The sequence below is a fragment of the Liquorilactobacillus mali KCTC 3596 = DSM 20444 genome (assembly GCF_000260415.1).
GTDB lineage: Bacteria > Bacillota > Bacilli > Lactobacillales > Lactobacillaceae > Liquorilactobacillus > Liquorilactobacillus mali.
Window position 1 is genome coordinate 13852 of record NZ_BACP01000012.1, and the last position, 26507, is coordinate 40358.

The following is a 26507-nucleotide window of genomic DNA, read 5'->3' on the forward strand; positions in this document are numbered from 1 at the left end:
CGTTTAAAATGCAAAATGTTGTTTTAAAAGGTCATAAAAATGGCTATGTAATAGCAATTCGTGCAGATTCTAAGTTTGAAGATGTTCTTGCTGAAGTAACAACTCTGTTTGCAGATTTGCAGAAGGATGAGAAGCGTGATTCAGCACAGCCAATTTCTTTTAATATCACTACGGGAACACGGCTGTTAAGTGCTGAAGAAAAGAAAAAAATTGAGGATGTTGTAAGTAATTATCCGCTCTTTTCGATACATAAGTTTACTTCTGATGTTATGCTTGTTCAGGATGCCATTGAGATGGTTGAGAGTAAGGTTGTACATCTTAATGCAAATACTGTGAGAAATGGTCAAATTGAATATATCAAGGGTGATGTCCTATTCATAGGTAATTTGCATCGTGGAGGGATTTTGAGAGCAACTGGGAATGTGTTTTTACTTGGTAATTGTGAAGGAATCATACATGCTGGTTATTTAAGCGATGCACAGGCAATTATTGCTGGAAATGTTTCAAAAGCCCAACAGGTCAGGATTGCGGATGTGGTCGATATCATTTCTGATGATGAAGAAAAAATGGCAAGAGATAGTGAAGTCGTAGTTTACGTTAATGACTTGCACGCACTTGATTACACTGAACGTGATCAAGTGAAAGTGATTAGGCCAAAATTATTTGCACATATGGGAGGTTACTAAAGATGGGCAAAGCGATTGTTGTTACTTCTGGAAAAGGTGGGGTAGGAAAGACAACTACTTCTGCTAATTTAGGAACCGCACTTGCACTCTCTGATAAAAAGGTTTGTTTACTTGATTTGGATATTGGATTAAGAAACCTTGACGTTATTTTAGGCTTAGATAATAGAATTATTTATGATATTGTGGATGTTGCCAAGGGAAGAGCGAAGCTGCATCAGGCTTTAATCAAGGACAAGCGCTTTGATGACAAACTATTTTTATTACCAGCAGCACAAAATGCTGACAAATCAGTACTTGAACCGGATGAGGTCAAGGCAATAGTTGATGAATTAAAACCAGATTATGATTATGTTCTGATTGACTGTCCAGCTGGAATTGAACAAGGATTCTTGAATGCTATTGCTGGGGCGGATCAAGCAATTGTTGTTTCAACACCTGAGATTTCGGCTGTTCGTGATGCAGACCGTGTTATTGGGTTACTTGAAAAAGCAGGTTTAAAAGAGCCACCACAACTGGTTATAAACAGAATAAGAACTCACATGATGAACGATGGGCAGGTCATGGATATTGATGAGATAACACATCATTTATCTATTAATTTGCTTGGGATAGTATTTGATGACGACAAAGTGATCAGTACATCTAATAAGGGTGAACCTATTGTTTTAGATGAAACTAACCCAGCTGCACAGGGATATCGTAATATCGCACGGAGACTGCAAGGCGAGACGGTACCTTTGATGAATATCAAAGAAGTTGAAAAGAAGGGATTTCTTCAAAATATTTTTTCGTGGTTTAAGAAAAAGTAGAATTAATTTCTAATGTGAGAAGAGCGGAGCCAATTATTATGGCTTCGTTTTTTTATTGTGCTAATAAAAATGACAAATGAATCAATGAAGAGTAAAATTTTTCATAGATATCTTGTTTTTTGCGCAGTAATGTTAAGCAAAAATCAGAAAAGGGGAAGTAGATGTCCATAACATTAATGATTATTGAAGTTGTTTTTTTATTGAACCTTGTTTTTGCAATGTTAACAGTTTTTAGGGAAAAACGTGAAATCTCAGCCACATGGGCTTGGCTCTTGGTTTTACTGTTATTACCTGTAATAGGGTTTATTCTGTATTTATTCATTGGGAAAAAGCTTTCACGAAACAAAATTGATGATATTAGAACACAAAAACAAATTGGTATCGATCAGCTGGTTAGCCTGCAAAAAGAACAGTGGGATGAAAAAGAATTACTGCCAGCAGATGAGATAATTGATACGGCACGCGAGATGGTTCATCTTTTTCTAGAAACCGATAATGCTATTTTAACCAAGCATAATAAGGTTGAAATATTGACAGATGGTAAGGAAAAGTTCAAAAGGCTGTTTGAGGATATAGCGGCTGCAACCGACCATGTTCATGTAGAGTATTACACGTTTTACAACGATGAGATTGGGAACCAACTTTTGCATCTGCTTGAAAAGAAAGCGGCTGAAGGTGTCAAGGTACGAGTCATTTATGATAGTTTTGGTTCACATGGTACAACCAAAAAGTTTTTTGCTAAGTTAGAAGAACTTGGTGGTCGTGCAGAAGCATTCTTTGGTTCAGGTCGAAGTTTCTCTAGTTTTCGTTTGAACTATCGTAATCACCGTAAGCTAGTGATTATTGACGGAAAAGTTGGCTATATTGGCGGCTTCAATGTTGGAGATCAATATTTAAGCAGAAGCAAGAAGTTTGGTTATTGGAGAGATACTCATATTCGTGTTCAGGGAAATGCTACTGATTCTATGCAGTCCAGATTCTTCATGGATTGGAACGCTACTGCTCCAGAAAAGGATCGTATTGATTATCAAGAAAATTATTTTCCGCTGGTCAAGCGCCAGGGAAAAACGAGTATCCAGATTGTTTCAAGCGGACCTGATAATGACATTGAGAAGATTAAACTTGGATATATTAAGATGATTAATAATGCTACTGAATATATAATGATTCAAACTGCTTATCTGATACCAGATGATCCCATTTTAGAAGCTCTTTCATTAGCGGCATTTTCGGGAATTAAAGTCAAGATTATGATTCCCTCAATGCCAGATCATCCTTTCGTATATCGTGCAACACAGTATTATGCGAAGTCATTAATTACAAATGGTGTAGAGATATACAGATACGATAATGGTTTTTTACATTCAAAAACATTGGTTGTAGATGATAAGATTGCTTCTGTTGGTTCTGCAAACATGGATTATCGCAGTTTTAAGTTGAACTTTGAAGTTAATGCCTTCTTGTATGATCAAGAGATAAGTGAACAGTTAAGTAATATTTTTAGGGAAGATATGAAGAAATCTACAAAATTAACGATTGAAGATTTTAAGGAGCAATCAATATGGTTAAAGTTCAAACAGTATTTTTCAAGGCTGTTATCTCCAATTTTGTAGAAGTTATGTGCCAATAAGAAATAATGCGAGATGAGCTGGCGGAGAATGTTGACTTATGGAACACATTTGTCGGCGTAAACTGAGAAGCTAGAATCTGGGACAAAAGATAATTTTTGATCCAGATTTGGTTACATTTTGTTTGAAAAAAAGATGGAGAAAATTGATGAGTAAGAAAAAGATTTTTGGTATAGTATTTGGATTATTAGTTGTTGTAGTCTTAGCAGGAGTCGGTGGTGCAAGCGTGTATCTCTATAACTTTGCTTTTGAGCCACAAAGTCCCCTCAATTCAAAGATTCCTGCTAAGAAGGCAAAGCGATTAGGTGCTGATAAGAAATGGCTGCAAAATGTGAAGCAAGAGAGTTGGAATGAGATTTCTGCTGATCAAGATCTAAAATTACATGCAGCCTATGTTCCTGCAAAAGAAAAAACAGAAAAAACAATTATCGTGGCCCACGGGTATCAGGAAAACCATAAAGATATGGCTAGTTATATTCGGATGTTCCATGAACTTGGATACAACGTTTTAGCACCAGATGATCGCGGTGCAGGTGAAAGCCAAGGAAAATATATTGGTTTTGGATGGCCGGATCGTTTGGATTATGTAAAGTGGATTAAGAAAGTAATTGCGAAAAATGGCAAAAACTCTGAAATAGGGCTTTTTGGTGTCAGTATGGGTGGAGCAACGGTCATGATGGTTAGTGGTGAGAAATTACCTAAACAGGTCAAAGCAATTGTTGAAGATGCCGGATATTCAAGTATTGAGAGTGAACTGGCTTACGAGCTCAAGGCGCGCTTTAACTTACCAAAGGAACCATTAATCACAACTGCAGCTTGGTACACTAACTTTAAGGCTGGATTTAATTTTAAAGCTGGGAGTTCATTAAAACAATTACGCAAGAATAAACTGCCAATATATTTTATCCACGGTGGTGAAGACACGTTTGTTCCTACAAAGATGGTCTATCAAAATTATGCAGCTACCAAAGGAACAAAGAAAATATGGGTAGCTGCAAAGGCCGGACATGCGATGACGTATTATGATTATCCAAAGGAATACCAGAAAAAGGTTAGCCATTTCTTTACAGAATATTTGAATTGATAATTTTGATAAAAAAAGAGTGTGATCTTCAGCAGGTTTGAGCCAAAACTCAAATTTTACTGATTTATATCACACTCTTTTTTGTATGCTCATATTACATTTTTACCAAAAAATAATTTGTTCGATTTTTAAATCTTGTTTTAATTGTAAGAGACTGTTGTCATCAATGGGAGTAATTAAAGGTGTGATCTTGGTTGGATAATTTGCTGCAGTGACAGGTTGCAACATTGGATCAGTGTAGTTATTTTCAGCATCGATTATCTCTAACTTTGTATCAACTTGCTGGATGACTGCTAAATTTTGTTCATCTTTTGAGAAGGAAGTTAAGAATTCATCATCTGGAAAGAAGAAATTTAGAAATTCAGCATATTCTTTTTGCCAGAGAATTATCCTATCATGTTCTCTCGCGGTCTCGTTATATTTAGCAAGACGTTCTGGATTCAAGGGTGAGAATAAGACTTTTGTGGGAGTATCAGCCGATACATGTGAAATGAATTTGCCAAATTGTTTTTGGATACCTGTTTCACTAATGATTGGCTGAGAATTATTTGTGTACATTTTCGCATCTAAGTAAAAAGATGATGGCTGATTTTGCCGAATAACTTTTTTCCATTTTTTGAGCCGCTTGCCATGAGCACCGTTGTTAGTGAATGAATGACAGTAAAAAATAGACTTACTTGATGAGTTGATAAGAAAGGCGAGTGAGCCATACAAGGAATCATCATTTTTGAAGGCGGTTATTTCAACTCCAGCGATTCTTTGTGGGTATTGAGCTGGAATTATTTTTGGTTGACTTTGCAGCTTATCAATGAAGCCAAATCGTATTAATTTTTGAATTAATGTGTAAAGTTCTAGTGATAAATAAAATCTGATTTTTTTGTCAGATGTTCTTAGAGCACTGATATTATTTTCACTATAGTGTGTGATAAAGACGTATTCTTTAATAACAGTTTTGCGAACATCAAACTGAATATTTTCGAAAACAAACTCTGAATTATTTTCTGACATATTGAATTCTCCTTACATAAATACCAACAATGCTAACTTTTTAGAAGCAAATACTTTGAGTCTTTATATATAGCGTGTACAATGTAGTTGAGACATAGTAGTTGAGACATGGTAAAAAAACGAATGGAGGAACTAAAATGTATTTAAAAATCACTCCGGAAGCACAGGAAAAACTACGAAGCAAGATAGGCGGGTCAGATGTTAAGGTTTTGTTAGACTTTGACGATGGTGTAGGTGCCCTTTCTCGTGTAGGTACTTGTACTTTAGCATCTGTTTTCCGCGTGCTTTTAGTTGACCCAGCTATTGATTCGCATGACTACGATGAAAGTATTGATACTGATATGGGTCCAATTGCCATTAAAGGTTACAGTAAAATGTATATGGACGAAGACATGACACTAGAATTAAATGAAAAGACGCAAATGTTACGTCTTAAGGGTGCCAACTCCGGTGAGTTAACTGCTGCCGTTAATGTTGAGCGCTTTGAAGTCGGAGTCTAACTCTGTTATGAACTGAATTCCTTAATTTGAATAAAGTGACAAAAGCCTGCACTTTTTGATTAGGCTCTTGCCACTTTTTTTATCATAAATTAGCATCGGTTTTAAAATCAAGCGGTGAAAATGCAGTCGCTTCAGTAATCAGTTGAGCAGTTAATTCTTCAACTTTTCTGCTTGCGTAGAGCGCATTTTCATTTGAATATTTTGTGATGAGATCACCCTTATTTTTCGATTTTACATCACTTTGAATATGCTGATCAATTTCGCGAATACGCTTGTTTAATTCGATCCTAACTTCTTTTTGCATGGCCTTTAGCTTTTGACCAAACTCTAGGTAATTACTATCAACCAAAATACCAAGCAATTTGTATTTCCAATAAGCCGAGTCTGCACTGTATGTCGCCTCTCCTTTTTTATAAGATTCTGGAGTATCGTTAATTGTTGCGTAAAAGGGGACGAAGATACTTTGTGCAGTGACTCCCATTGCAAGCCATTGTATCCCTGCAAGTTCAAGTGGGAGATTAGGTCGAATTTGGAGAATATGTGATTCCTGCGTCTTTGCTAGGCTAATTGGACGGAACTTGTACTTTAAATCAGCGGGACCTTGTCCAATTGGATCATAATCTGTTCCCTGAAAGTGTGATCCAAGAACGAATTCAATATCTTCGCGGCTGATTAGACGATTCGCTTTGCGGATGAAAGGAAGCTCTTGACTCATTGGATTTTGTTCAATTTCAGGATTCAAATACTTTTGCCCATACCACACACGTGGGGTACTATAGATTGCATCGCTTAAATCTTGCGTTCCAAAGATATTACGGAAGTTGAAAGAATCTCTTGCAGAGTTTAGTTTGTTCAGTGAAACAAATTCCGTAATACCTGTTGAATATAAGAAGTTATCCTTATCAGAAAAGTCGATTTCTTGGATTGCTAACTGATTGGCAACCACCGCATAGGAATCGTCAGGTATCCGTTGTGCTACCCAATGATGACCTGTTGCAATCTCCATGTACCAAGCATCTTTTTGATCGGCAAATAAAATACCATTTGATTCACTTGCCCCTTTTTCTTCAACTATTTTGCCAAGATATTGGACACCTTCTCGAGCCGAATGGATATACGGCAGTGTGACTGTAATCATTGCTTCTTCACCAATTCCATCAGAAATTAGCGGATCAGCTCCGAGAACTCGTTCATTTGCATACGCGCTTTCAGTAGCACTCATAGCAACACCATACTCATTAAAGCCATCCTCAGCAAAGATACCGAACTTGTCGGTCCATTCGGGAGTGGCTGTGTAACGTCCGCTAATTTGGGGCAGCTCCATTGTAAAACCATTGTCTGGCGAAATAAAGACCTGTTTATCGTCATAGTCAGTGTGAGGGTATACTTTAAAATGTTTTGGCCATGCGGTTTTTGAATCTTCGTTTCGCGCAATCATGATCGATCCATCAATACTTGCTTTTCTTCCTACGAGCATACTTGTACAAGCTGAAAAACTCTGTTCTTTAAATGACAAATTAATTCCTCTTTCTTTTTCTAAATTATTTCGTTAAAATGATTCTAGCATAGCAGAGCTTTTTGTTGTAAGAAAAAGTTGCTGCTGTGTAAATTAATTTGAAGTGGAGAACTTAATCGTGCTTTTAAATAAAATACCAGATCAAATAAAGAGAATCGCAATTATTTTTTGGTCGTCAATCCTTTTGGCATGTGCTTTAAATTTATTTTTGATTCCAGGCAACATTTTTGGTTCCGGTCTTAATGGGATAGCGCAATTAATTTCATCCTTGTTGGTAAAAATTACAGGTATAAATATTGATACCGGATACTTTATATTCTTACTGAATGTTCCAGTTGGGATATTGGGGTGGTTAAAGGTCGGTAAAAGTTTTACGTACTACAGTGTTTTGACGGTCTTATTAACCACTATCTTAGCAATTGTCATACCTGTTATTCATTTGACTTCAAATCCCCTGATGAGTGCCTTATTTGGAGGAGTCATCACAGGTGCTGGAGTTGGATATGCCTTGAAATTCGGTTTTTCAACAGGTGGGATGGATATTATTGCAGTTGTACTTAATAAGACAACCGGTAAATCCATCGGAAGCTTAATGATGATAACGAATATGATGATAATTTTGACTGCTGGTGTTTATTTTAGTTGGCAAAGCGCATTATATACAATCATTTCAAATTATGCGATGACAAGAGTCGTTGATGGAATCCATACATCGCATCAAAAGCTTACTGCTTTCGTGGTTACGAAACACGCAGAGGCAATCATCCCGGAGGTCAAAAACTCGCTGATTCGTGGTGTGACAGTTTTACAGTCAAGCGGTGGGTATTCAGACAGCAAAAATCAAACCTTGATGATAGTCTTGACCCGGTATGAACTGTACAAATTCAAGCAGATTATAGAGCAAACTGATCCAGCAGCATTTATAAACTTTGTTAACACTGCTGATGTTGCAGGGAACTTTGCAGATGAAAAGCAGCAGGATGAAATCAAGAATAAATTGAGCAATTAATAAGAAAGGGAAACAATCTTTTTTAAATAGCTTTTTTAGGATTTTTAATTGCTTTCCAATGTTATTTCTGCTTTAATATAACTATCATTTGTTTTGCTGAAAAGAGGGAAATTTATGCCAATCGTACATATTGATTTGATTGAAGGTCGTACACAAGATCAACTTAAACACCTCGTGGAAGATGTCACTAAAGCTGTTAGTAAAAACACTGGAGCACCAGCTGAACATGTCCACGTTATTCTTAGTGAGATGCAAAAAAACCGCTATAGTGTAGGCGGAGTTCTCAAAAGTGATGAATAATTAGATGTGTATGAAGGGCTGGGGCAGTATTCCCGGCTTTTTTGTTTAATTAGATTTTTTTGAAAAGAAAGGATGTTTGAAGTTGACAAGTTTATCGGATGAAATAGCAACAAATGAAGCAGGACATTTAACAATTGGTGGGGTTGATACTTTAGAACTTGTTTCTAAATACGGTTCACCTTTGATAGCGTACGATGTCTCAAAAATAAAAAGTCAGATAAACCACTTCAAACAGGCTTTTATTGATGCAGATGTTCCTTATCGAGTGACCTATGCAAGCAAGGCCTTTTCGGCTGTTGCAATGTACCAACTTGTTGCAGGCGAAGGACTAGGTTGTGATGTGGTTTCTGGGGGAGAATTAGTAGCTGCGTTAAAGGGTGGTATGCCGGCAAAAAGAATTGAATTTCATGGAAACAACAAGTTACCAGTTGAACTGGAGATGGCTGTTGATGCTCAGATTGGTTGCATCGTGGTTGATAATTTTCAAGAAATAGCGTTTTTGAATAAGATCTTAAAAGAAAAAGACACAACAATTTCTGTGGTTGTACGTGTTGCACCAGGAATTGAGGCTGAGACACATAAGTACATTTCAACTGGGCAAGAGAATTCGAAGTTTGGTTTTGATGTACACAGTGGTCAAGCTAAAAAAGCATTGAAAGAGTTAATCGATAATCCTAGAATGAATGTTCTCGGAGTACATTGTCATATAGGTTCTCAAATATTTGCTGCTAGAGGTTTTGTAATGGCCGTGGATAAAATGGTTTCCTTATTGAAGCAGTGGAATGAGGAGTTTGGTTTTTCTGCTAAATTACTAAATCTTGGCGGAGGCTTTGGAGCACGATATGTTGATAGTGATCAGCCTTCACCTGCGGAGGATTTTGTAGAGCAAATTATTGCAGAGGTTAAGAAGAAAATATCTGAAGCTAACCTTGAATTCCCAGAAATTTGGATCGAGCCAGGACGTTCACTAGCTGCTGAAGCGGGCACAACTTTATATACGGTAGGTTCACGCAAGGATGTAGAAGGAGTTTGTCACTTTGTTTCGGTTGATGGAGGAATGGGGGATAATATTAGACCAGCACTTTATCAGGCAAAGTATGCTGCGATTCTGGCTAATAAACCACATGCATTGAAGGAACAGATTGTTACCGTAGTAGGAAAATATTGCGAGTCTGGTGATATTCTGGTGAAAGATGCCTTGCTGCCAATTACCCACCCAGGTGATACCTTGGCCGTTCCATCAACGGGAGCATACGGATATACAATGGCAAGCAACTATAATCGTAATCCGAGACCGGCCGTTGTCTTTTGTGAAAATGGCGAATCCAAATTGATTATTAGGAGAGAGACTTACGAAGATTTATTGAATTATGATTTAGGTCTCTGATTTTTCAATCCTTCAGGAAATGATATAAGAAAGTTTGAGTACTGGATTGATTGTTTATAATATTGGCGGAAAATAATTAGCATACATTTATTCAAAAATAATAGGTAAGCTTGGCATAGAGGAGCTGAGTCAAAAGTTAACTTTTGACTTGGCCCCTCTTATTTATCTCAAATAAATGTGTTTCATAGGTTAATTTTAAAAGTAGAAACTTTTTGTTTTGAATGAACCCAACAAGATTAAAAAAATTATACTGTAAACGTTTTAATTTATTATTTTACATAACAAATAACAAATTGTGACAGAATATTTACATTAGTACGTTAGACTTTGAATTAAGGGAGATGATGTAATGGAATATAGTGCTAAGAAAAAATTATTTTTAGTTTCAGCGATTATTTGTGTAATTTTACTTCTTATTGCAAGTTTTGGTGATTTGGCAATCAGTAATACAGTAATAAATTACAATAGTATTTTTGGAACGATTTTTCAAACATTTGGAGAATTTCCAGTTTATTGTATTTTTGTTTTATGTGGTGAGATTGCGATGGCATATGCTTTGAGACATCTTGATGAGATGTTATTTTCAAGTGTTCTATTTATTGGGGGTCTCAGTCTTTCATTATGGCAGTTGAAGCAGTATCTTAATGAGATTGAAAGCTATGCTTTATCTGCACTCAGCAATATTCATTCAGGCAAAGATATGGGGTTAGCAAATAGTGATGCTGCAACAGCAAAACTTTCAGTAGGAATTGCCATTGCTTTGTGGTTGGTCGTCTACATAATAATCACAGCTTTAGTTCGATATTGGATGGCTAAAAAGGATAATACGCAGCTTACCCGTTACTTGATTGTAGCTGTTTTTGCATCATTGACAGTTTGGTTTGCTTTAGAGATCAACCTGACTTTGAAGGATGTTTGGGGCCGTGTTCGTCCCTACGAACTGAGCGCTTCTCAAAAGGAATTTACACCTTGGTTCCATCCAAACGGTATTAATGGACATAAGTCTTTCCCTTCAGGTCACACAATGGCGGGAACACTGTGTATTGTATTCTCCTGGTTTGCAACACAGTCGAAGTGGCATAAACGTCTTTGGGTCACAGGGATTGTCTATGGAATTTTACTCGGGGTATCGCGGGTAATCATTGGAGCTCATTTTCTTTCTGATGTAACATTCTCGTTCTTCTTAACTGCAACGATCATTTTTGTTATGCGTGAATTGTACGATCGCCTTTTGAGCGATGATTTAAAAATGTAGTTTGAGCAGTATTAGAAAAGCCTTGATTTAGTAGAAGTAGTGATTTTTATCTTGATTTTAAAAAAATAGAAGGGGCTGTGCGAAAATTAAAATTCGCCCATTCCTTCAATATTTATTTTCGGATAAATGTATATCCCATAAGTTGTATGTCGCATAAGTCAAAATTTTATTGGCTTATGGAGCATAATTTGTTTATTCTGAATTAATTATTCAGCTAAACCAAGATATTTCTCAAGATAATTTGCTAAACCATCTTGTGTATTATCGAACTCAGTTATATCATTACTGATTTTTTTAAGTGCATCTGTTCCGTTCTTCATAACAACACCCCAGCCAGCATAATCGATCATTTCATAATCATTATGTTCATCACCAAATGCGATAATATTTTTGCGGTCAATATTATAATTATTAGCTAGAAGTCGAACTCCTTTTTCCTTAGTGATGCCCTTAGGAGCTAGTTCTAAAATTGGGTTTGCGCCACCCCATACACCAACCTCAATGTAGTCACCATAATTTTTCTTTAGCTCAGAGATGATTTTTTCTTTGGCGTCTTCCTCGACCAAAAGTGTGATAGAGGCTGGATCAGTTGCCAAATTATCTTCGTTTAGAAGCTGTTGTGTACTTAACGAAGTAGGAAAGAATCCATCGGTTACAGGATTAACACTGTCTGCAAGCATCATTGTTTTTGCTTCAGCTGCAATTAATTTAATTCCCAAGTTTTCTTTATTTTTTAATAAATCAAAAGCAATCTCGCGTGAAAAAGTATCTTGATATTCTTTACCCCAATTTCTGTAAGGAATATGACCAAGTGCACCATTGAAATTAATCATGGGCGTTTTTATTTGTAGTTCGTCATAGTACTTTTTTGAGATACGATATGGTCGGCCAGTGACAATTGAGACAATGTGTCCTGCCTTACATACTTTTTGCAGAACACTGATAGTTTTTGAACTAATAAGTGAATCTGCATTCAGGGTTGTTCCGTCTAAATCTAATGCAATTAATTTTTGTTTCAAATTAACACCTCATTCATGAAAACTCGTAGAATTTAAGATACCATAAAAACACTAATTTTACTAGAGTTTGGTATAAGCAACGGTGTATAATTGGTACATAATTATATGGAGGCGATAGCACGATGATGATTGTTGAACCAAAAAGCATCAAAAATATTCCTGTTCTAGAGGTTGTTTTAGCTGATAGGAAAGAGGATAGTCTACCGCTGGTAATTTTCTATCATGGTTGGACTGGTTGCAAAGAGCGCGTCTTAACACAAGGATATGAAATTGCAAAGAGAGGATTTCGTGTTGTTTTACCAGATGCCCTTTATCATGGTGAACGAGAAGTAGATGGTCCCGCAGAAAACCATCAGCTACAATTCTGGCAAATAATTGCGAACTCTGTTAAGGAATTTCCAACTTTGATTAGTTTTTACAAAAAGGAATTTGGAATAAAAGATAACAAAATAGGAGTTAGTGGATTGTCAATGGGAGGAATCACTACCTGTGCTCTATTGAGTATTTATTCGGAGATAACTGCTGCGGTATGTCTGATGGGCTCGCCGCGTCCTGTAGAATTTGCTAGAACCTTGTTGGACAGGATTCCAGGGGTTCAAGATGTGGATCCAGCATATGTTGAAAAAGAACTTGAACAATTATCGATTATTGATTTATCCATGAATCCACAAAAAATTGCTGGAAGGCCTGTACATTTCTGGCATGCAACTGGGGATCGAATGGTTCCTTATAAGCCAACTAAGGAATTTTATGATAGAATTAAAGATCATTCGTATGCTGAAAATGTCAGTTTTACTACCACTCAAGGTGGTAGTCATAAAGTTTCTCAAGCAACAACCGTAGAAATGGCAGAAAGGTTTTATGAATATTTTGACTAAACTTAAAGCGGGGGATACAGGATGACTAGTAGAAATGTTGAAGATGTAAAAGATGAGATTATTGAAAAGTTAGAAAATGTAATTGATCCTGAATTGGGTGTAGATATTGTGAATTTGGGATTGATTTACGAGATAGACCTTGACTCAGCTGGTTCATGCGAAATAAAAATGACCCTGACAACGATGGGATGTCCGTTAACCGATGTTTTGGCTGAAATGATTGAGCGTGAGCTCCAGCCGATTGCTGAAGTTGAACAAGTAAATATTAATTTTGTGTGGGAGCCAGCATGGACGATTGACAAGATGACAAGGTATGCCAAGATGGCTTTAGGGATTCACTAAAAAGGCTAGGAGACAAAATAATTGTTAACTAAAAGACTGTTCTTACTTTTATATACCGCTGTGTTTGCCATAGCAAGTGTGTTTCTTTTTGTAAAAATTCAACAGAAAAGTTTAATAATTCAATTGGATAATCATAATTTGTCTGCGGCTGCATATCATGTTACCTTGAGTAAAAAAGAAACAATTTGGGATGTTACGCAGACAATTAAAAAAAGTAAAAATATCAAGGATGTGCAAATCCATTTTCAAGATAAAAAAAATAAGCACTTGACTTATTTTTACGGTACTGGTTCTTTTGGCGTTCCACCAATGATTAATGGTAACTTTTTTGGTACTGGAACTTTTGACTCTGAAGTCGAAGTAGCAGTTGTTGGAAAGAATTATGAGAAGAAGCTGTATGAACCAAAAGACCAAGAATATTTAAAAATTGATAATAGGTATGTGCCTGTATTAGGTGTGATGGGTGACAAGTATTCATCTCAATTGGATAAGCAGATTTTTATAGTGCTAAGTATTGAAAAGAGCAAACGTTTGATTGCCAATAATTATCGGATAATAGTTGATGGGAAAAAGGCATTAGACAAAAATACGCTGAAATCTGTATTAGGGGCCAAGCAAGTTGAGCATTTGGCGCAGAAACACTTTTTGATTAATCAAGATTCATGGATATTGGATCATTTTCAAGAGTTGTTAATGTTGTTTGCATTGTTCGTACTGCTCGTATTTGGGGTAATCGTTTGGATAATAAGCAATAAGAAACGGTATCGTAATCTTCTAGATGAGGGGAAAGAACCTCGACAACTGTTATTTGAAGAGTGGGAATTTTTTGTCCTTTTATCAGGTTTAGGAACAGTTTTTGGTGTGATGGCTGGTATGTTTATTACTGAATTGAATAATTATATACCATTACTGATTTATAATATAAGCAGTTTTATTCTGATAAACATCATATACATCCTGCTTTTAAGAAGAAGAGTAATAAGTATGAATAGGGGTCAGTGATTTAATGAAGTTTCCAGTGGATTTTAAAGAAAAATATACTAACCTTCTAGGTGATGATGCACCTGCTTTTTTCGAAGGATTGCAAACTGAACCTGTTAAGGCATTCCGTGTCAATCCGTTAAAAGAAAATTATGAAAACATTGATTACGCGCTTAATCGTCCAATACCTTATGTACCAACTGGATTCTATGGAAGTGTTAGTGGTAAGTCGTTGGAGCATCAAACAGGATATGTTTATAGTCAAGAGCCCAGTGCTATGTATGTTGCAGAAGTTGGGGATGTCCAACCAGGTGAGGTTATTTTGGATTTATGCGCAGCACCTGGCGGTAAGTCAACCCAAATTGCAATAAAATTAGCTGGTCAGGGCTTACTCGTTTCGAATGAGATTAATAGAAAAAGAGCAGGCATTCTTGCTGAGAATATTGAGCGTATTGGCGCAACAAATGTTGTGATTTTAAATGAGAGCCCACAAGCAATGGCACAAAAAATAACAAATTATTTTGACAAAATTTTTGTTGACGCACCATGCTCAGGTGAAGGAATGTTTAGAAAAGATCCAGATGCAATTAAATATTGGCATAAGGATTATCCAGCTGAATGTGCTGCAAGGCAAAGAGAAATCTTGATTGAAACAATGAAGATGCTTAAACCGGGTGGTCAGTTAATTTATTCGACTTGTACCTTTGCACCTGAAGAAGATGAGCAAATTATTGGGTGGCTTATGAAGAATTATGAGTTAGAACTGATTCCTGTGAAGAAGTACGCGGGAATGGATTCTGGTTTTCCGAGATTTGCTGGTGATAATATGGAGATGGCAAAGGCGGTTAGATTGTTTCCTCATCATTTTAAGGGTGAAGGACACTTCATAGCTAAGCTTCAAGATAAAAGAGAACCAATTAGTAATGGCAATGATAGCAAGAAAAATAGGAAAAAGAAAAAGGAAACCTCAGTATTTAGAAACCTTAGTAAAGAAGAAGAGAGACTGTGGAAGGATTTTGAAAAAGAAGTCTTCAATCAGCAACTGTTTAATGCAGATAATTTGAGGTGCTGGGGAGATCAGCTTTTCTATTATTCAAGTAAGTGGCCCAATATTGAAAAATTGAAATTTGTAAAACCAGGATTTCAGGTTGGGGTATTTAAGAAAAAAAGATTTGAACCGGCATATGGACTTGCTTTGGCAATCAAGAGTTCAGATGTCTTAAGAATTATAGATGTAACAAAAACTGAGTGGGCAGAGTATGTATCCGGGAATATAATTTCACTGGTTGATACGCAGCTAAAAAAGGGCTGGTATGTTTTACGTTGCGATGGGAAGCTTTTTGCTTTCGCTAAATTGGTCAATGGAACTTTAAAGAATTTCTTCCCAAAGGGATTACGATTTTCGGTCTGATGTCTGATGAAGGAAAATTTCTTCATAACATATTCATTAAAAATCAATAAAAGTAGGGGCTGGATCAAAAGTTATATTCTGATCTAGCTCCTTTATTTATTCCGTATAAACGTGTTTCATAAGTCCAAATTGTGAATTTACTTATAATCTCATGTCAACACTCAAATTTTATCGACTTATGTCGTTTTTTTAGATTACTTGTTGTGTTTCTAATGATGCATTTAGATGATGGAAAAAGTTAATTTAGCATCCAAGATTAATTTAAAAAAATTATTCTGGTGAAACCAAGATCTTAACTTGTTCTTTTTCAGACGACAATGCTTTAATCCCGTGTTCAATGACCTCGCTTAAGGGGATCTTTTTTGTTACCAACTTTTCGAATAACTCACGATGATTATTCAACATTCCTAAAACTTCTGGATAGGAATTGTTATAACAAAGAGTGGTTATAATATCGATACCCTGCATAATAACTTCATTTGTCATATCCACCTTAAGCGGTTTTCCAAAAAGGGCAACAATTTGCAATGTACCGGTTCTCTTTGTTAGCTGTAATGCATTTTCAAATGTTGCTTGAACACCTGCAGCTTCGAAGGAAACATCAACGCCATTTGGACATTCTTTTCGAACTTCTTCTAATACATCTACTTTGCTGGGGTTCAAAATACGTTTGAGTCCTAATTCCTTTGCTTTGTTCAAACGATCTTGCGAAACATCAATTACAAATACGCGATTTGCTCCTGCAAGCTTTGCTAAAATTGCTGTCAATAAACCGATTGGTCCCGCACCCTCAACGGCAACATCTTCTCCGGCACGTAGGCCACTCTTCTTAATTGCCTCAAACACTACAGCAGTTGGTTCAGCAAGTGCTCCCAGTTCAAAAGGCATTCCCTCTGGCATTTTATGTGCAAAAAATGAATCTACGTTAGCATATTCAGCGAAACCGCCATTATCTGAAAAACCTAGAAAGTTTCCGGCACCGTCTTTTGTAACTGCGTTATTACAAAAATTATAAAATCCTTTGCGACAGTTTTCACACTTACCACATGCTATCAGAGGTTCTACCGCAATTGCATCGCCAACTTTAAGGTCAGTAACATCGTCTCCGACTTTAACTATTTCTCCAGCGAACTCATGTCCTAATGTAATTGGAACTGTCTTTCCAGTTAACGGGTGTGCGACAGTAGGAAGACCCCAGCCTTCGAGATATGCATGCAGATCACTTCCGCAGATTCCGCAATACTTAACCTTGATCTGAACTTGGTTTTTCTTAGGTTCAGTAATGTTAACATCTTCTAACCGAACATCTTTTTTCCCATAAATTCTTGCCGCTTTCATAACTAAGACTTCCTAACTTAATATTTTTTAATAAATAGCAAGCGCTTTCGTAAGCGCTTCCTAATGGTAGTATAAGATAAAAAAGATTATTTTTCAATAGGTTTAATGTTTAAAGCAGTCATAATTTAACTCATCAAGGTCAAGTTGCTAAGGATTTTTTATTACTAGGCAAACTATTTCTAGTTGGGAAAATGAAAAAACTTATCCTGATATTTACAGCTTGATTAAATTGAGTAACTACTACCATATTTTACTAGATACATTATTAAAGGAGGATACAGGGATGCGTGAATATTTAGAGAAAGAAGTATGTAAATTCATATTATAAATATTTTTATAAAATTATTAGGATTAGGATATCAACACTATTATACGGAATAAATAGAGGAGCTGTTTCAAAATGTAACTTTTGAAACAGCCCCTTGATTGTTAACTAATTTAATTGATTTTTAAAGTTCAATAAACCGCTAGAAAGAATTAATGGAATTTGGCGAAGTTCGCTAATATTATGACAACCCAGAATGGTCATAATAGCCTTGACTTGATGTTTTAAATCTTCAATTTGTTTAACTAGACCAGCGACATCTTCTTTTAGAACGGTGTGTAGGAATAATCCGGAGATTCCTACGTTGTCTGCACCTAAACAGAGGCATTTGACAATATCCATTGCATTACGGATACCGCCAGAAGCTGTGAAGGAAAAATCATTTTTGTATAACTGACCAGCAATTAGACTTTCAGCTATATTCATTCCAAAATTATCTAAGCTGTCAAAGTTTTCAGTATGAAGCCTCTGATTTTCAATTCGTGCAAAGTTAGTGCCCCCCCAGCCGGATAAGTCTACGTACTTAACGTTTATCTTTTTTAATTTTTTCAGAGTAGCAGGGGAGATGCCGAAGCCGACTTCCTTTACTATTACGGGAACGTCAAGATTAGCTACAATCTGCGCAATTTTATCACGCCAGTAAAAATTTCGATCTCCTTCAGGCATGATGATCTCTTGGATTGCATTGAGGTGTATTTCTAATACATCGGCAGAAATCATCTTGATTGCTTCTTTTGCAGAATGCAAATCATTGCCAGCACCTAAATTGCCTATAACAAACCCATTAGGCATAGACTCTCTGACAACTTGAAAGCTGGCACTTGCATCAGGAAACTTAATCGCGATGCTTTGAGATCCTGTTGCCATCGCGATTCCTGTTTTATTCGCGGCGAGGGCTAATTTCTTGTTTAATTTTGTAGTGGAAGGACTTCCCCCAGACATTGCATTGATAAAAAATGGAATAGCAGTTTTTTTGCCTGCAATGGTGGTAGAATAGTCAACTTCTTCAACTGCAATTTCCGGCAAATTATTGGGGAGTATCCGAATTTGATCAAGCCCGTTATCATTCTGGATATTGAATTGTTTCTCTGCAATAAAAACATGTTCGTCTTTACGATGTGCGTGTCTTTGATCCAAGATACTCCTCCTTTACAAGCTAGTCACTAATTTGATGAACGTGAAGATTTAATGGATTAATACCAATCTTCTTCCAGTTATTGGTCAGTAATTGTGTATCATATCTTTTATTTATTACAACAATTCCGCAATCACCACCGCCGGCACCAGATGTTTTTGCAGCACCTTTAGCTTTCTCGGCAGTTTCACATAGTTGGTGAAGAAGAGGTGTTTCAATCTCAACGTTACTCAGTCGGCCAAGTTCTTGCAATAACTCACGATTTCTGCGAATTTCTTTCTGAATTACTTCGATACTACGATTATGAAAGCCTTCAATCATATTTAGGAGACATTTCTTACTTGAGTTCAAGAACTCTTGATAAGATGATCTTTTTTCAGCTTTCTTTAGTCCGACAGCATCAACTAAATGTGACGTTGATGCCGGCGAACCTGTCCAGCCTATCAATAATTCTAGGTTCTCAGGCGGCGTTAATAATTCAACGTTTAGCTGAGGCCATTCAATTGAGAGCAATTTTTTTAAACTAAAAGTATTTCTTGCACTTTTAAGCCAATCACGATCAAAAGAACGATATGCGATCCAGCCGCCGTAAACACTAGCTGCGATATCACCCAACGATCCATTTCCTTGAATATCAAGATGTGCAATGGCCGCCAATTTAAAAAGGGTATTATTTGCGATTGGTAAATCATAAAAATGGCAGAGAGCTTTGACTGTTGCCACAGTGACAGCAGCAGAACTTCCCAAACCATATTTTTTTCCATCAGGACTGTCAAGATCGCTATCGATACTTAAGTGATAGCATTTCATAGTCTTATTTAAAGACTGAGCGTATGATTCCGTCAGACGGATTGCAGATAAAATGTAATGGAATGGATTATCACGGTTATCAAATATCATATTGTTTCCATCACGTTTCCAATATAATGGTGTTTCTTTGTATTGTTGAGAATTAATTGTTCCATAGTCATCACTTTCTTCAACTGTGACTGTTACGAATTGATTAAGTGCGACTAATATAGCAGGAAATCCAGTTTCAACGACAGCATATTCACCTGCAATATAAAGCTTTCCAGGAGCTTTAACGGTTATCAAAAAATCATGTCCCTTCGACAATAAGTTAAATTAGGTGCGCAGCAGGTCCAGGTCCAGCTACAAGCACTTTTTCTTGACCAAAACTGTCTGAAAGAGTGCCTGCAATCACTTTAACATCCCTTTTCAGACAGATGACTTTTACATTTGGTCCAGCATCTAAAGTATAATAACAGGATACACCTTCTAAACGCAACTTTTCCACGATTTGCATGGCTTTTATTGAATTCGGTTCAAGATAATTAAAATGAGGATGAGCACTCATATTCAGGGCATGCATCTTCATTGCATTTTCTTCAGCAATTTCGCCAAAAGTTTCAAAGTCTCTTTCTACTATAGCCTGTTTGATATTTTTAAGATCTTTAGCTGCAGTTTGGACCCAAGCCGGATAGTAGGGAGACGTTTCAACAACGCGTTTCATACCGGCTCTGCTAGAGATTTTTTTGTAATCTGCATTGACAACAAGGGCAACCATCGTAATTTCAAAATTATTAGGCATCTCAAGTGGATATGCAAATGAAGTTTGATCATCAGTGCCTTTCTGCCATTCGACCAGACCACCGTAAATGGAGCGGCAAGCCGAACCAGAACCGCGCCTTGCTAAACGTGAGAGCTCTTTTTTATCTAAGCTCAATCCTGCGGCTTTGCTTGCAGCTAATGCTAAAGCTGCATAAGCCGAAGCCGAGGAGGCCAGTCCTGCTGTAGAAGGTACATGGTTTTGTGAAATAACTTTTGCTTTTATATTAATCTCGGCTTTTTTTCGAACAATATCAAGAAATTTGCTGACCTTATTACCATTTTCTCTAGAGCCATCAAGCAAAAACAAATCATCTTTAAGTTGTTCATCAAATGTAACACTTGTTTCGGTATAGAAACGATCCAGCGTTAAAGAGAGACTGTTATTCATTGGGAGAATTAGTTCTTCATCTTTTTTCCCCCAGTACTTAATTAAGGCAATATTAGTGTGCGCGCGAGCTGTGTAAGTTGTCGCATTCATTAATTAACTTCCTCCGTTACGGTAATTCCTAATGGTTGCATCCAAGTTTGTGTGACGCCTTCACGCTTTAGGACATACTCAGCTTTCTGTGCCACTTCTTTGGATGGCATCAAGCAAATGAAGCAGCCGCCACGACCGCCACCGGTTAGCTTGCTGCCAAGTGAACCAAGCTCTTTACTGATGGCAATTAATCTATCTAACTTCTCATCACTGACACCGAGTTTTTTGAGTTGTTCATGTGCTCGATTAAAAGTATCCCCTAATCCAGAAATGTCGTTGTTATTGAGCTGCTTTTTCGCATCATATGCTAATTTTTCAAGCTTATTTAATAAAATAGATGTTTCAAAGGGCTTTTTTTGGAGTAGATTGCGGACACTGGCAACTGCTTCACCAGTCTTGCCTTTAATGCCACTATCACAAATTAATAAGCAACCATCAAGATGAATTGGAATTTCTTTTAATTCATGATCCTTGATCATCCAAACTGGTTGGTTACTAGCTGACGTAGCCGCATCCAAGCCGCTTGGATTGCCATGCATGTCGATTTCAGAAACATTAGCAAGGGCCAACAGTTCTTCTTGTGTAAGCTCTAACCCAAGAAAATTGTAGAGGGCTCTGGCAACTGCAATTGCTGTTGCAGCAGAAGAGCCCATACCACGCTCAGCGGGTAGATCGCTTTTTATGGTCATTGTAAATGAGAGATCCTGTTTATTATTTTTCTTTAAAATTAATAATATTAGGTGCTTTAGTCCTTTCATTGCGTTAGGCATTGATGTTAAAGGACCATCAAAATACCGACTTTTTATTGAAGACGGCATATTATAGGTTTGTTCTATTGTGACAGTTGTTTTAACCTCAGACAAAGGTAAGGCAATTGCTGGTTTTCCATAAACAACGGAGTGTTCACCAATCAAAATTATCTTAGCATGGCTTACTCCTTCACTAAAATGGGCATGAAACATAGTCAAAATGCCGCTTCCTTTCTTGCGATAGTATCTATAACGCAGTAAGTTCATAAGTTGTACAAGCAAATAGATTATACATATTTATCATAAATATGACAAATATCTGTAATTAAAAGCACAATTAAGTAAAATTTTAATTATTATTGTAATATTTTGCAAGATAAATTTCTCTAAAGGACGTAAAGAATCTGTTTTTGTGCTAAAATTGCGAATAGATTAAGCTAGAAAGTCGGTGGACTAATGCGCTCGACAACCACATATGCAGTTGTTGATATTGAGACGACTGGCACAAGTATGGATGGCAGCAATAGGATGCTGCAGTTCAGCTGTGTTTTTATAAAAAATAAAGAAATAGTTAATACATTTAATACAATGATTAATCCTGGGATGCCAATTCCCATTGAAGTTCAAAAATTAACAGGTATTAGTGACAAAAATGTCAGGAAAGCACCTTTTTTTGAAGATATGGCAGGTACAATTTATTCTTTACTGCAAGGAACAGTGTTTATTGCGCATAATATCAATTTTGATTATCGTTTTTTAAACGAAGAGTTTTTGCGTTGCGGCTATCCAGAACTAAATATTCATGGAATTGATACTGTACAGTTGAGTCAAATTGTTTTACCTACCTTACCAAGCTATCGTCTAACATATCTTGGTGAGTATTTCGATATCAGACATGAACACCCACACCACGCTGATAGTGATGCTTTTGTTACGGCAAAACTTTTTTTGATGCTGTTAAAGGCAATTGATAATCTACCAGTTCAGGTCTTGAGAATAATTAATAGGTTTAGTGAAAGTCTCCTTTTTCAAACAGGATCTTGTTTTGCTGCTGCTCTTAAAAAAAAGCAAGCGCAGACAAAACAGCTGCCGAACTATCTTGAAGTTGTTGGTGATTTAGTATTAAGAACGGAAACACTGACAATTGAGAGCATGAGAGAGGGTGGTTATCCGCAAACTCGTGAGAAAAAGGAAAACTTGTTTGGTAAGTTCTTGGAATGGCGACCAACACAATCAGAAATGATGGACGAGGTATATCGTTTATTAGTACAGCGAAAAGAAAAGCTGCTTATGATTGAGGCACCGACTGGATTAGGCAAGACATTAGGATATCTGATACCTGCTCTATATGCTGCAGTCAAAGGACACCCAAGTGTAGTATCGACAGCGACTACAACTTTACAAATGCAGTTGTTGGAACAGACTATTCCACTGCTTAGACAAATAATGCCATTTAATTTTACGGTAGCTGTTTTGAAGGGGAGCCATAATTACATAGATTTACAGAAATTTGCTTTGTCTCTGGGCAAGCCGCAGAATAAACCATCGAGGTTATTACAGCTGCGCATAGTTGTTTGGCTAACAATGACTAAGACCGGCGATTTGAGTGAACTCCATCTGACTAAAATGCAAGACCCACTTTTCGATGACATAACACATAAAGGACCGTTGAGCATTGATAGTGGCAGTGTTTATTACACACATGATTTTGTGTTAAGGCAACAGTTGAAACAAGCCTCGGCCGATTTGATAATTACAAATCACTCCTATCTGTTAAATCATGCTGAGGGGCTCGGAAGATTTAAGAAGAAATCATTGATTATTGACGAAGCACAGCACTTTGGAAGTATCGCGTTAAAGAGTAACCGCGCAGTCATTGATTTTGATTTGATCAAAATCATTTCAGACACACTTTTAGTTAAAATCGGCTCACAAAGGTCATTTTCATTCAAGGAGTTAGAGCAACAGTATTTTCTGACACCGGCCGAGTCGAAAAAAATTGCAGCACAGATCAGAGTAATCGATAAGAGAGTACCAGCGTTAAGAGAGTTATTACGCAGTAGATTCCTCCAGAAAGAGAAAAAAGAAAATGGGGAGGATGCTTTTAATGAAGTTGCTGTAAAGACAAGTAAGTTCCAGGGATTTGTGAAAGAAAATCTTGCAGATTACCAAAAAGTTGCCAAGGCTAAAGCAAAATTTCAGGTACAGCTATTGCAGTTAAAGACAAAATTTATTGAATTCAAAAATCAAGAAAGGTTGGATCGAAATGCGCAAACATTTGTACTAGATTTTCTTGATGGTGGTTTTGAACTTTTAAAAGCATTGGAGAACTGGCATCGATTTGAACTTGATGAACTTGATCAGATAGCTGAGGAAACAGTAATTAGTCTGCAAATTCCAGTGAAACAAATAAATGGTCATTTACGGCTTAGTTTTGGAATTTTTAAAACAAATAACTATCTCTCGCCTTTTGTTTATTCGAAGTTTGAGCATACACTTTTTGTTGGTGCTGCGTTAGTTTTACCTGAAGGGTCAGACTATATGAAAAACCAGCTTGATTTAGCATCTGAGACACCTGTATTAAGACTTGAAGGTGGTTTTGACTATCATAAACAAGCATTGGGATTGTTAGTCGCTGATGCTCCTGATATCGTTACAGACACTGAAAGGTACATTGCGTATTTAGGTAAAGTTATAGAGGACATTTTAAGCAATAATAATAAGCAAACTATGATTTTGTTTAATTCACTTGAAATGATTTCTAAAGTCTATGATTATTTACGTCAATCAGAAGTTTTTGACAAAAGAGTGATTATTGCTCAAGGAATTACAGGCAGCAATGAAAAGATAATCAAGATGTTTGAATTAGGTGACAATGCGGTCTTGCTTGGTTCGGGTACTTTCTGGGAGGGAATCGATCTGCCTAAAGATCGATTGGAACTTCTGGTTATTACACGATTGCCATTTCAACCGCCGAATACATTGGTCAATCGTGCAAAGTATCGGCTGGCACAAAGTCAAGGTCAAGATTCATTTAATACGATTGCGTTGCCGGAAGCGATGTTTCGTTTAAAGCAAGGCCTTGGAAGATTAATCAGAACGAAGGAAGACAGAGGAGTCGTAATTGTTTTAGATAGCCGTGTGGTTTCAAGAAACTATGGTGCTAAATTGCGAGAGGTCTTTCCACATGAGATGCCGGTAAGAATTATCGAGTCAACTGAAATTCAGAATTATTTGTTTGATTTTTGGGAAAATTAGAGGCGCTATCTTCAAATACATGAGTATTATTGTTATAATAGTACGGATGTTGATAATAATATATTTAATTTAAATGATATGCGAGGTTCTTATGAGAAGAGCAAAAGGTTATCGTAGTGGCACAAAAAAACTCTTTGCGATTGCTGGCACAGTGATTTTGCTTTTTGGTGTATTTATCTTCTGGTGGCAAGCACAAGCACCAAGAGAAACCGCTGAAAAGAATGCAGTTAGTTTTGCACGCAAACATGCTGATTTAAAAACAGAAACAGATTTTTATTTATTTAACAGGGAAAAGACTTATTTCACGGTAGCTGGCACGAACTCCAAGAAGCAAAAGATTTATGTTATTATTGCCAAGAAGGGCGGGGCTACCAAGATATTACAGCAGAAAAAAGGAATTACTGAAAAAGATGCCATAACTTTGGTAAAAAAAGAAAAACCAAAAAAAATTCTAAAGGCGTCTTTGGGACTCTGGTCTAACAAGCCTGTTTGGGAAGTAACGTATCTTAACAAGTCAGGAAACCTTTGTTATATTCTGTATGCGTACAAAAATGGCGACATGGTAAAATCTATTCAAAATATTTAGTAGATTGAGGGCATAGTTTATGAAAATTTCAAAAAGAGTAATGCAAATCCAACCATCAGCAACGCTTGAATTATCTGCCAAGGCAAAACAAATGAAATCCGAGGGGATTGATGTTATTAATCTAGGTGTTGGTGAGCCTGATTTTAATACTCCGAAGAATATTAAGGCAGCTGCAATTAAGGCAATTGAGGAAGGAAAATCTGATTTTTATACTCCAGCTACAGGAATCAATGAACTGAAAAAAGCTGTTTGTGCAAGAATTGCGGCTGATTTCGGGGTCAATTATGAGCAGAATCAAGTTGCCGTGACAGTTGGAGGCAAGTTTTCTTTATACGTTTTAGCTCAAACACTGTTGGATGAAGGCGATGAGGTTTTAATCCCCTTGCCTTATTGGGTAAGTTATGGTGAGCAGGTAAAAATAGCCGGTGGGGTACCAGTATTTGTTACACCAGAAGATGGTCTGAAGGTAACTGTTGAAGAGCTTGAGAAGGCAAGAACAGACAAATCACGCATCGTGATTATTAATTCACCTCAGAATCCGTCCGGGCTGATTTATACAAGGGATGAACTTGAAGCAATCGGTAATTGGGCCGTTGAGCATGACATTGTAATTATTACTGATGATATGTACGGTAAGTTGGTATACAATGGCGAGCATTTTGTATCTCTGATCGAACTTGGTGATGAGATTAGAAAACAGACGATTTTGGTTAGTGGCTTGTCCAAGGCATATTCGATGACCGGATGGAGAGTTGGCTACACGGTTGCACCTGCAAAAGTAATTAAGAAAATGGGCGCATTGATTGGTCATGCTACAAGCAATCTTGCTGCAGTCAGCCAGTACGCTGCTCTTGAAGCGTTGACAGGCCCGCAAGAAGTAGTTGAAAAGATGCGAGTTGCTTTTGAAGAAAGATTGAATAAGGTTTACCCTGAATTAATTGCATTACCAGGAGTTACTTTGAAAAACAAACCGCAAGGTGCATTTTACCTATTCCCTAATGTAAAGGAAACCGTGAAATTGACCGGTTTTGCTTCTACCGATGAGTTTGTAGCTGCATTATTAGACGAAGCTCATGTGGCAGTAGTTATTGGGAGTGCCTTCGGAATGCCTGACCATATCAGAATGAGTTACGCCACTGATTTAGCGAGCTTAGAGGAAGCTATTAAGAGAATGAAAGCATTTATTGAAAAACGTATGTAGGAGGATTCTTTTG

General features: G+C 36.9%; 24 protein-coding genes and 1 pseudogene. 17 read left to right on the forward strand and 8 right to left on the reverse strand.

What is annotated here, in order from left to right; all coding sequences use genetic code 11:
* Positions 1–8 precede the first annotated feature (8 nt).
* The 4 genes from GSM_RS02150 (at position 9) to GSM_RS02165 (ending at position 4207) form a co-directional block, all read left to right on the forward strand.
* Positions 9–686, forward strand: coding sequence for a septum site-determining protein MinC (locus GSM_RS02150; RefSeq protein WP_003687028.1), 678 nt, complete (start codon positions 9–11; stop codon positions 684–686).
* 2 nt (positions 687–688) lie between these two features.
* Positions 689–1495, forward strand: a complete 807-nt coding sequence (gene minD / locus GSM_RS02155; RefSeq protein WP_003687026.1) for a septum site-determining protein MinD — start codon at positions 689–691, stop codon at positions 1493–1495.
* Between the two features lie 161 nt (positions 1496–1656).
* Positions 1657–3108: a cardiolipin synthase gene (gene cls / locus GSM_RS02160; protein ID WP_003687023.1), complete on the forward strand. Its 1452-nt coding sequence runs from the start codon at positions 1657–1659 to the stop codon at positions 3106–3108.
* Positions 3109–3271: 163 nt separating this feature from the next.
* Positions 3272–4207, forward strand: coding sequence for an alpha/beta hydrolase (locus tag GSM_RS02165; RefSeq protein ID WP_003687022.1), 936 nt, complete (start codon positions 3272–3274; stop codon positions 4205–4207).
* Between the two features lie 102 nt (positions 4208–4309).
* On the opposite strand, the gene GSM_RS02170 is transcribed toward GSM_RS02165, so the two are convergent.
* Positions 4310–5215 (reverse strand): MBL fold metallo-hydrolase, encoded by a 906-nt coding sequence (locus tag GSM_RS02170; protein ID WP_003687020.1) that lies wholly within the window; start codon positions 5213–5215, stop codon positions 4310–4312.
* 137 nt (positions 5216–5352) lie between these two features.
* Here GSM_RS02170 and GSM_RS02175 point away from each other — a divergent pair, with 137 nt between their 5' ends.
* Positions 5353–5715, forward strand: coding sequence for an iron-sulfur cluster biosynthesis family protein (locus GSM_RS02175; protein ID WP_010077736.1), 363 nt, complete (start codon positions 5353–5355; stop codon positions 5713–5715).
* A gap of 82 nt (positions 5716–5797) precedes the next feature.
* Here the strand turns inward: GSM_RS02175 and GSM_RS02180 are convergent, their stop codons facing one another.
* Complete coding sequence (locus GSM_RS02180; protein ID WP_050901454.1) at positions 5798–7192, reverse strand: C69 family dipeptidase; 1395 nt, start codon at positions 7190–7192, stop codon at positions 5798–5800.
* Between the two features lie 157 nt (positions 7193–7349).
* Here GSM_RS02180 and GSM_RS02185 point away from each other — a divergent pair, with 157 nt between their 5' ends.
* The 4 genes from GSM_RS02185 to GSM_RS02200 all read left to right on the forward strand — a co-directional run bounded on the left by GSM_RS02185 (position 7350) and on the right by GSM_RS02200 (position 11182).
* Positions 7350–8240 (forward strand): YitT family protein, encoded by an 891-nt coding sequence (locus tag GSM_RS02185; protein WP_003687158.1) that lies wholly within the window; start codon positions 7350–7352, stop codon positions 8238–8240.
* A gap of 96 nt (positions 8241–8336) precedes the next feature.
* Positions 8337–8540, forward strand: coding sequence for a 2-hydroxymuconate tautomerase (gene thmT, locus GSM_RS02190; protein WP_261974520.1), 204 nt, complete (start codon positions 8337–8339; stop codon positions 8538–8540).
* 82 nt (positions 8541–8622) lie between these two features.
* Positions 8623–9927, forward strand: a complete 1305-nt coding sequence (gene lysA, locus GSM_RS02195; RefSeq protein WP_003687155.1) for a diaminopimelate decarboxylase — start codon at positions 8623–8625, stop codon at positions 9925–9927.
* A 349-nt stretch (positions 9928–10276) separates the two neighbouring features.
* Positions 10277–11182 (forward strand): phosphatase PAP2 family protein, encoded by a 906-nt coding sequence (locus tag GSM_RS02200; protein WP_003687153.1) that lies wholly within the window; start codon positions 10277–10279, stop codon positions 11180–11182.
* A 206-nt stretch (positions 11183–11388) separates the two neighbouring features.
* Here GSM_RS02200 and GSM_RS02205 read toward each other — a convergent pair whose 3' ends face one another.
* A complete protein-coding gene (locus GSM_RS02205; RefSeq protein WP_003687151.1) occupies positions 11389–12201 on the reverse strand; it encodes a Cof-type HAD-IIB family hydrolase in 813 nt (270 codons plus the stop codon).
* 122 nt (positions 12202–12323) lie between these two features.
* On the opposite strand from GSM_RS02205, the gene GSM_RS02210 reads away from it, so the two are divergent.
* From GSM_RS02210 to GSM_RS02225, 4 genes are read left to right on the forward strand one after another with little or no spacing between them, the layout of a single operon-like run.
* Positions 12324–13079: an alpha/beta fold hydrolase gene (locus GSM_RS02210; protein ID WP_003687148.1), complete on the forward strand. Its 756-nt coding sequence runs from the start codon at positions 12324–12326 to the stop codon at positions 13077–13079.
* Positions 13080–13100: 21 nt separating this feature from the next.
* The gene (locus GSM_RS02215; RefSeq protein WP_003687146.1) at positions 13101–13421 is read left to right on the forward strand and encodes a metal-sulfur cluster assembly factor; all 321 of its coding nucleotides are present in this window, start codon (positions 13101–13103) and stop codon (positions 13419–13421) included.
* Between the two features lie 21 nt (positions 13422–13442).
* Entirely contained in the window at positions 13443–14423 is a 981-nt protein-coding gene (locus tag GSM_RS02220) for an ABC transporter permease (protein ID WP_003687143.1), read from the forward strand.
* Between the two features lie 4 nt (positions 14424–14427).
* Complete coding sequence (locus tag GSM_RS02225; protein WP_003687142.1) at positions 14428–15813, forward strand: RsmB/NOP family class I SAM-dependent RNA methyltransferase; 1386 nt, start codon at positions 14428–14430, stop codon at positions 15811–15813.
* Between the two features lie 270 nt (positions 15814–16083).
* On the opposite strand, the gene GSM_RS02230 is transcribed toward GSM_RS02225, so the two are convergent.
* A complete protein-coding gene (locus GSM_RS02230; RefSeq protein ID WP_003687140.1) occupies positions 16084–17151 on the reverse strand; it encodes a 2,3-butanediol dehydrogenase in 1068 nt (355 codons plus the stop codon).
* Positions 17152–17305: 154 nt separating this feature from the next.
* Between GSM_RS02230 and GSM_RS14640 the strand changes: the two are divergent.
* Positions 17306–17458 (forward strand): annotated as a pseudogene (locus GSM_RS14640) (helix-turn-helix transcriptional regulator); the annotation flags it as partial.
* A 126-nt stretch (positions 17459–17584) separates the two neighbouring features.
* Here GSM_RS14640 and fni read toward each other — a convergent pair.
* The 4 genes from fni to mvk are packed head-to-tail and all read right to left on the reverse strand — an operon-like array spanning position 17585 to position 21662.
* Entirely contained in the window at positions 17585–18613 is a 1029-nt protein-coding gene (fni, locus tag GSM_RS02235; RefSeq protein ID WP_003687139.1) for a type 2 isopentenyl-diphosphate Delta-isomerase, read from the reverse strand.
* Between the two features lie 19 nt (positions 18614–18632).
* Complete coding sequence (locus GSM_RS02240) at positions 18633–19706, reverse strand: phosphomevalonate kinase (RefSeq protein WP_003687138.1); 1074 nt, start codon at positions 19704–19706, stop codon at positions 18633–18635.
* 25 nt (positions 19707–19731) lie between these two features.
* Positions 19732–20700: a diphosphomevalonate decarboxylase gene (gene mvaD / locus GSM_RS02245; RefSeq protein ID WP_003687137.1), complete on the reverse strand. Its 969-nt coding sequence runs from the start codon at positions 20698–20700 to the stop codon at positions 19732–19734.
* Positions 20700–21662 (reverse strand): mevalonate kinase, encoded by a 963-nt coding sequence (gene mvk, locus GSM_RS02250; RefSeq protein WP_003687135.1) that lies wholly within the window; start codon positions 21660–21662, stop codon positions 20700–20702. The genes mvaD and mvk overlap by 1 nt, the downstream gene beginning before the upstream one ends.
* Before the next feature lie 243 nt (positions 21663–21905).
* Here mvk and GSM_RS02255 point away from each other — a divergent pair, with 243 nt between their 5' ends.
* From GSM_RS02255 to GSM_RS02265, 3 genes are all read left to right on the forward strand, one after another.
* Positions 21906–24707 carry a helicase C-terminal domain-containing protein gene (locus GSM_RS02255; protein WP_003687133.1) on the forward strand — a complete coding sequence of 934 codons (2802 nt, stop codon included), beginning with the start codon at positions 21906–21908 and terminating at the stop codon, positions 24705–24707.
* Between the two features lie 91 nt (positions 24708–24798).
* The gene (locus GSM_RS02260) at positions 24799–25293 is read left to right on the forward strand and encodes a cell wall elongation regulator TseB-like domain-containing protein (RefSeq protein ID WP_003687131.1); all 495 of its coding nucleotides are present in this window, start codon (positions 24799–24801) and stop codon (positions 25291–25293) included.
* Positions 25294–25312: 19 nt separating this feature from the next.
* A complete protein-coding gene (locus GSM_RS02265) occupies positions 25313–26494 on the forward strand; it encodes a pyridoxal phosphate-dependent aminotransferase (RefSeq protein WP_003687129.1) in 1182 nt (393 codons plus the stop codon).
* The last annotated feature ends 13 nt before the right edge of the window (positions 26495–26507 follow it).

Excerpts from the sequence above, each read along its gene's own strand:
- GSM_RS02150 (WP_003687028.1), top strand. The coding sequence starts at position 9 with ATGCAAAATGTTGTTTTAAAAGGTCATAAAAATGGCTATGTAATAGCA.
- minD (WP_003687026.1), top strand. The coding sequence starts at position 689 with ATGGGCAAAGCGATTGTTGTTACTTCTGGAAAAGGTGGGGTAGGAAAG.
- cls (WP_003687023.1), top strand. The coding sequence starts at position 1,657 with ATGTCCATAACATTAATGATTATTGAAGTTGTTTTTTTATTGAACCTT.
- GSM_RS02165 (WP_003687022.1), top strand. The coding sequence starts at position 3,272 with ATGAGTAAGAAAAAGATTTTTGGTATAGTATTTGGATTATTAGTTGTT.
- GSM_RS02170 (WP_003687020.1), bottom strand. The coding sequence starts at position 5,215 with ATGTCAGAAAATAATTCAGAGTTTGTTTTCGAAAATATTCAGTTTGAT.
- GSM_RS02175 (WP_010077736.1), top strand. The coding sequence starts at position 5,353 with ATGTATTTAAAAATCACTCCGGAAGCACAGGAAAAACTACGAAGCAAG.
- GSM_RS02180 (WP_050901454.1), bottom strand. The coding sequence starts at position 7,192 with ATGCTCGTAGGAAGAAAAGCAAGTATTGATGGATCGATCATGATTGCG.
- GSM_RS02200 (WP_003687153.1), top strand. The coding sequence starts at position 10,277 with ATGGAATATAGTGCTAAGAAAAAATTATTTTTAGTTTCAGCGATTATT.
- GSM_RS02210 (WP_003687148.1), top strand. The coding sequence starts at position 12,324 with ATGATGATTGTTGAACCAAAAAGCATCAAAAATATTCCTGTTCTAGAG.
- GSM_RS02215 (WP_003687146.1), top strand. The coding sequence starts at position 13,101 with ATGACTAGTAGAAATGTTGAAGATGTAAAAGATGAGATTATTGAAAAG.
- GSM_RS02225 (WP_003687142.1), top strand. The coding sequence starts at position 14,428 with ATGAAGTTTCCAGTGGATTTTAAAGAAAAATATACTAACCTTCTAGGT.
- GSM_RS02230 (WP_003687140.1), bottom strand. The coding sequence starts at position 17,151 with ATGAAAGCGGCAAGAATTTATGGGAAAAAAGATGTTCGGTTAGAAGAT.
- mvaD (WP_003687137.1), bottom strand. The coding sequence starts at position 20,700 with ATGAATGCGACAACTTACACAGCTCGCGCGCACACTAATATTGCCTTA.
- mvk (WP_003687135.1), bottom strand. The coding sequence starts at position 21,662 with ATGTTTCATGCCCATTTTAGTGAAGGAGTAAGCCATGCTAAGATAATT.
- GSM_RS02255 (WP_003687133.1), top strand. The coding sequence starts at position 21,906 with ATGCGCTCGACAACCACATATGCAGTTGTTGATATTGAGACGACTGGC.
- GSM_RS02260 (WP_003687131.1), top strand. The coding sequence starts at position 24,799 with ATGAGAAGAGCAAAAGGTTATCGTAGTGGCACAAAAAAACTCTTTGCG.
- GSM_RS02265 (WP_003687129.1), top strand. The coding sequence starts at position 25,313 with ATGAAAATTTCAAAAAGAGTAATGCAAATCCAACCATCAGCAACGCTT.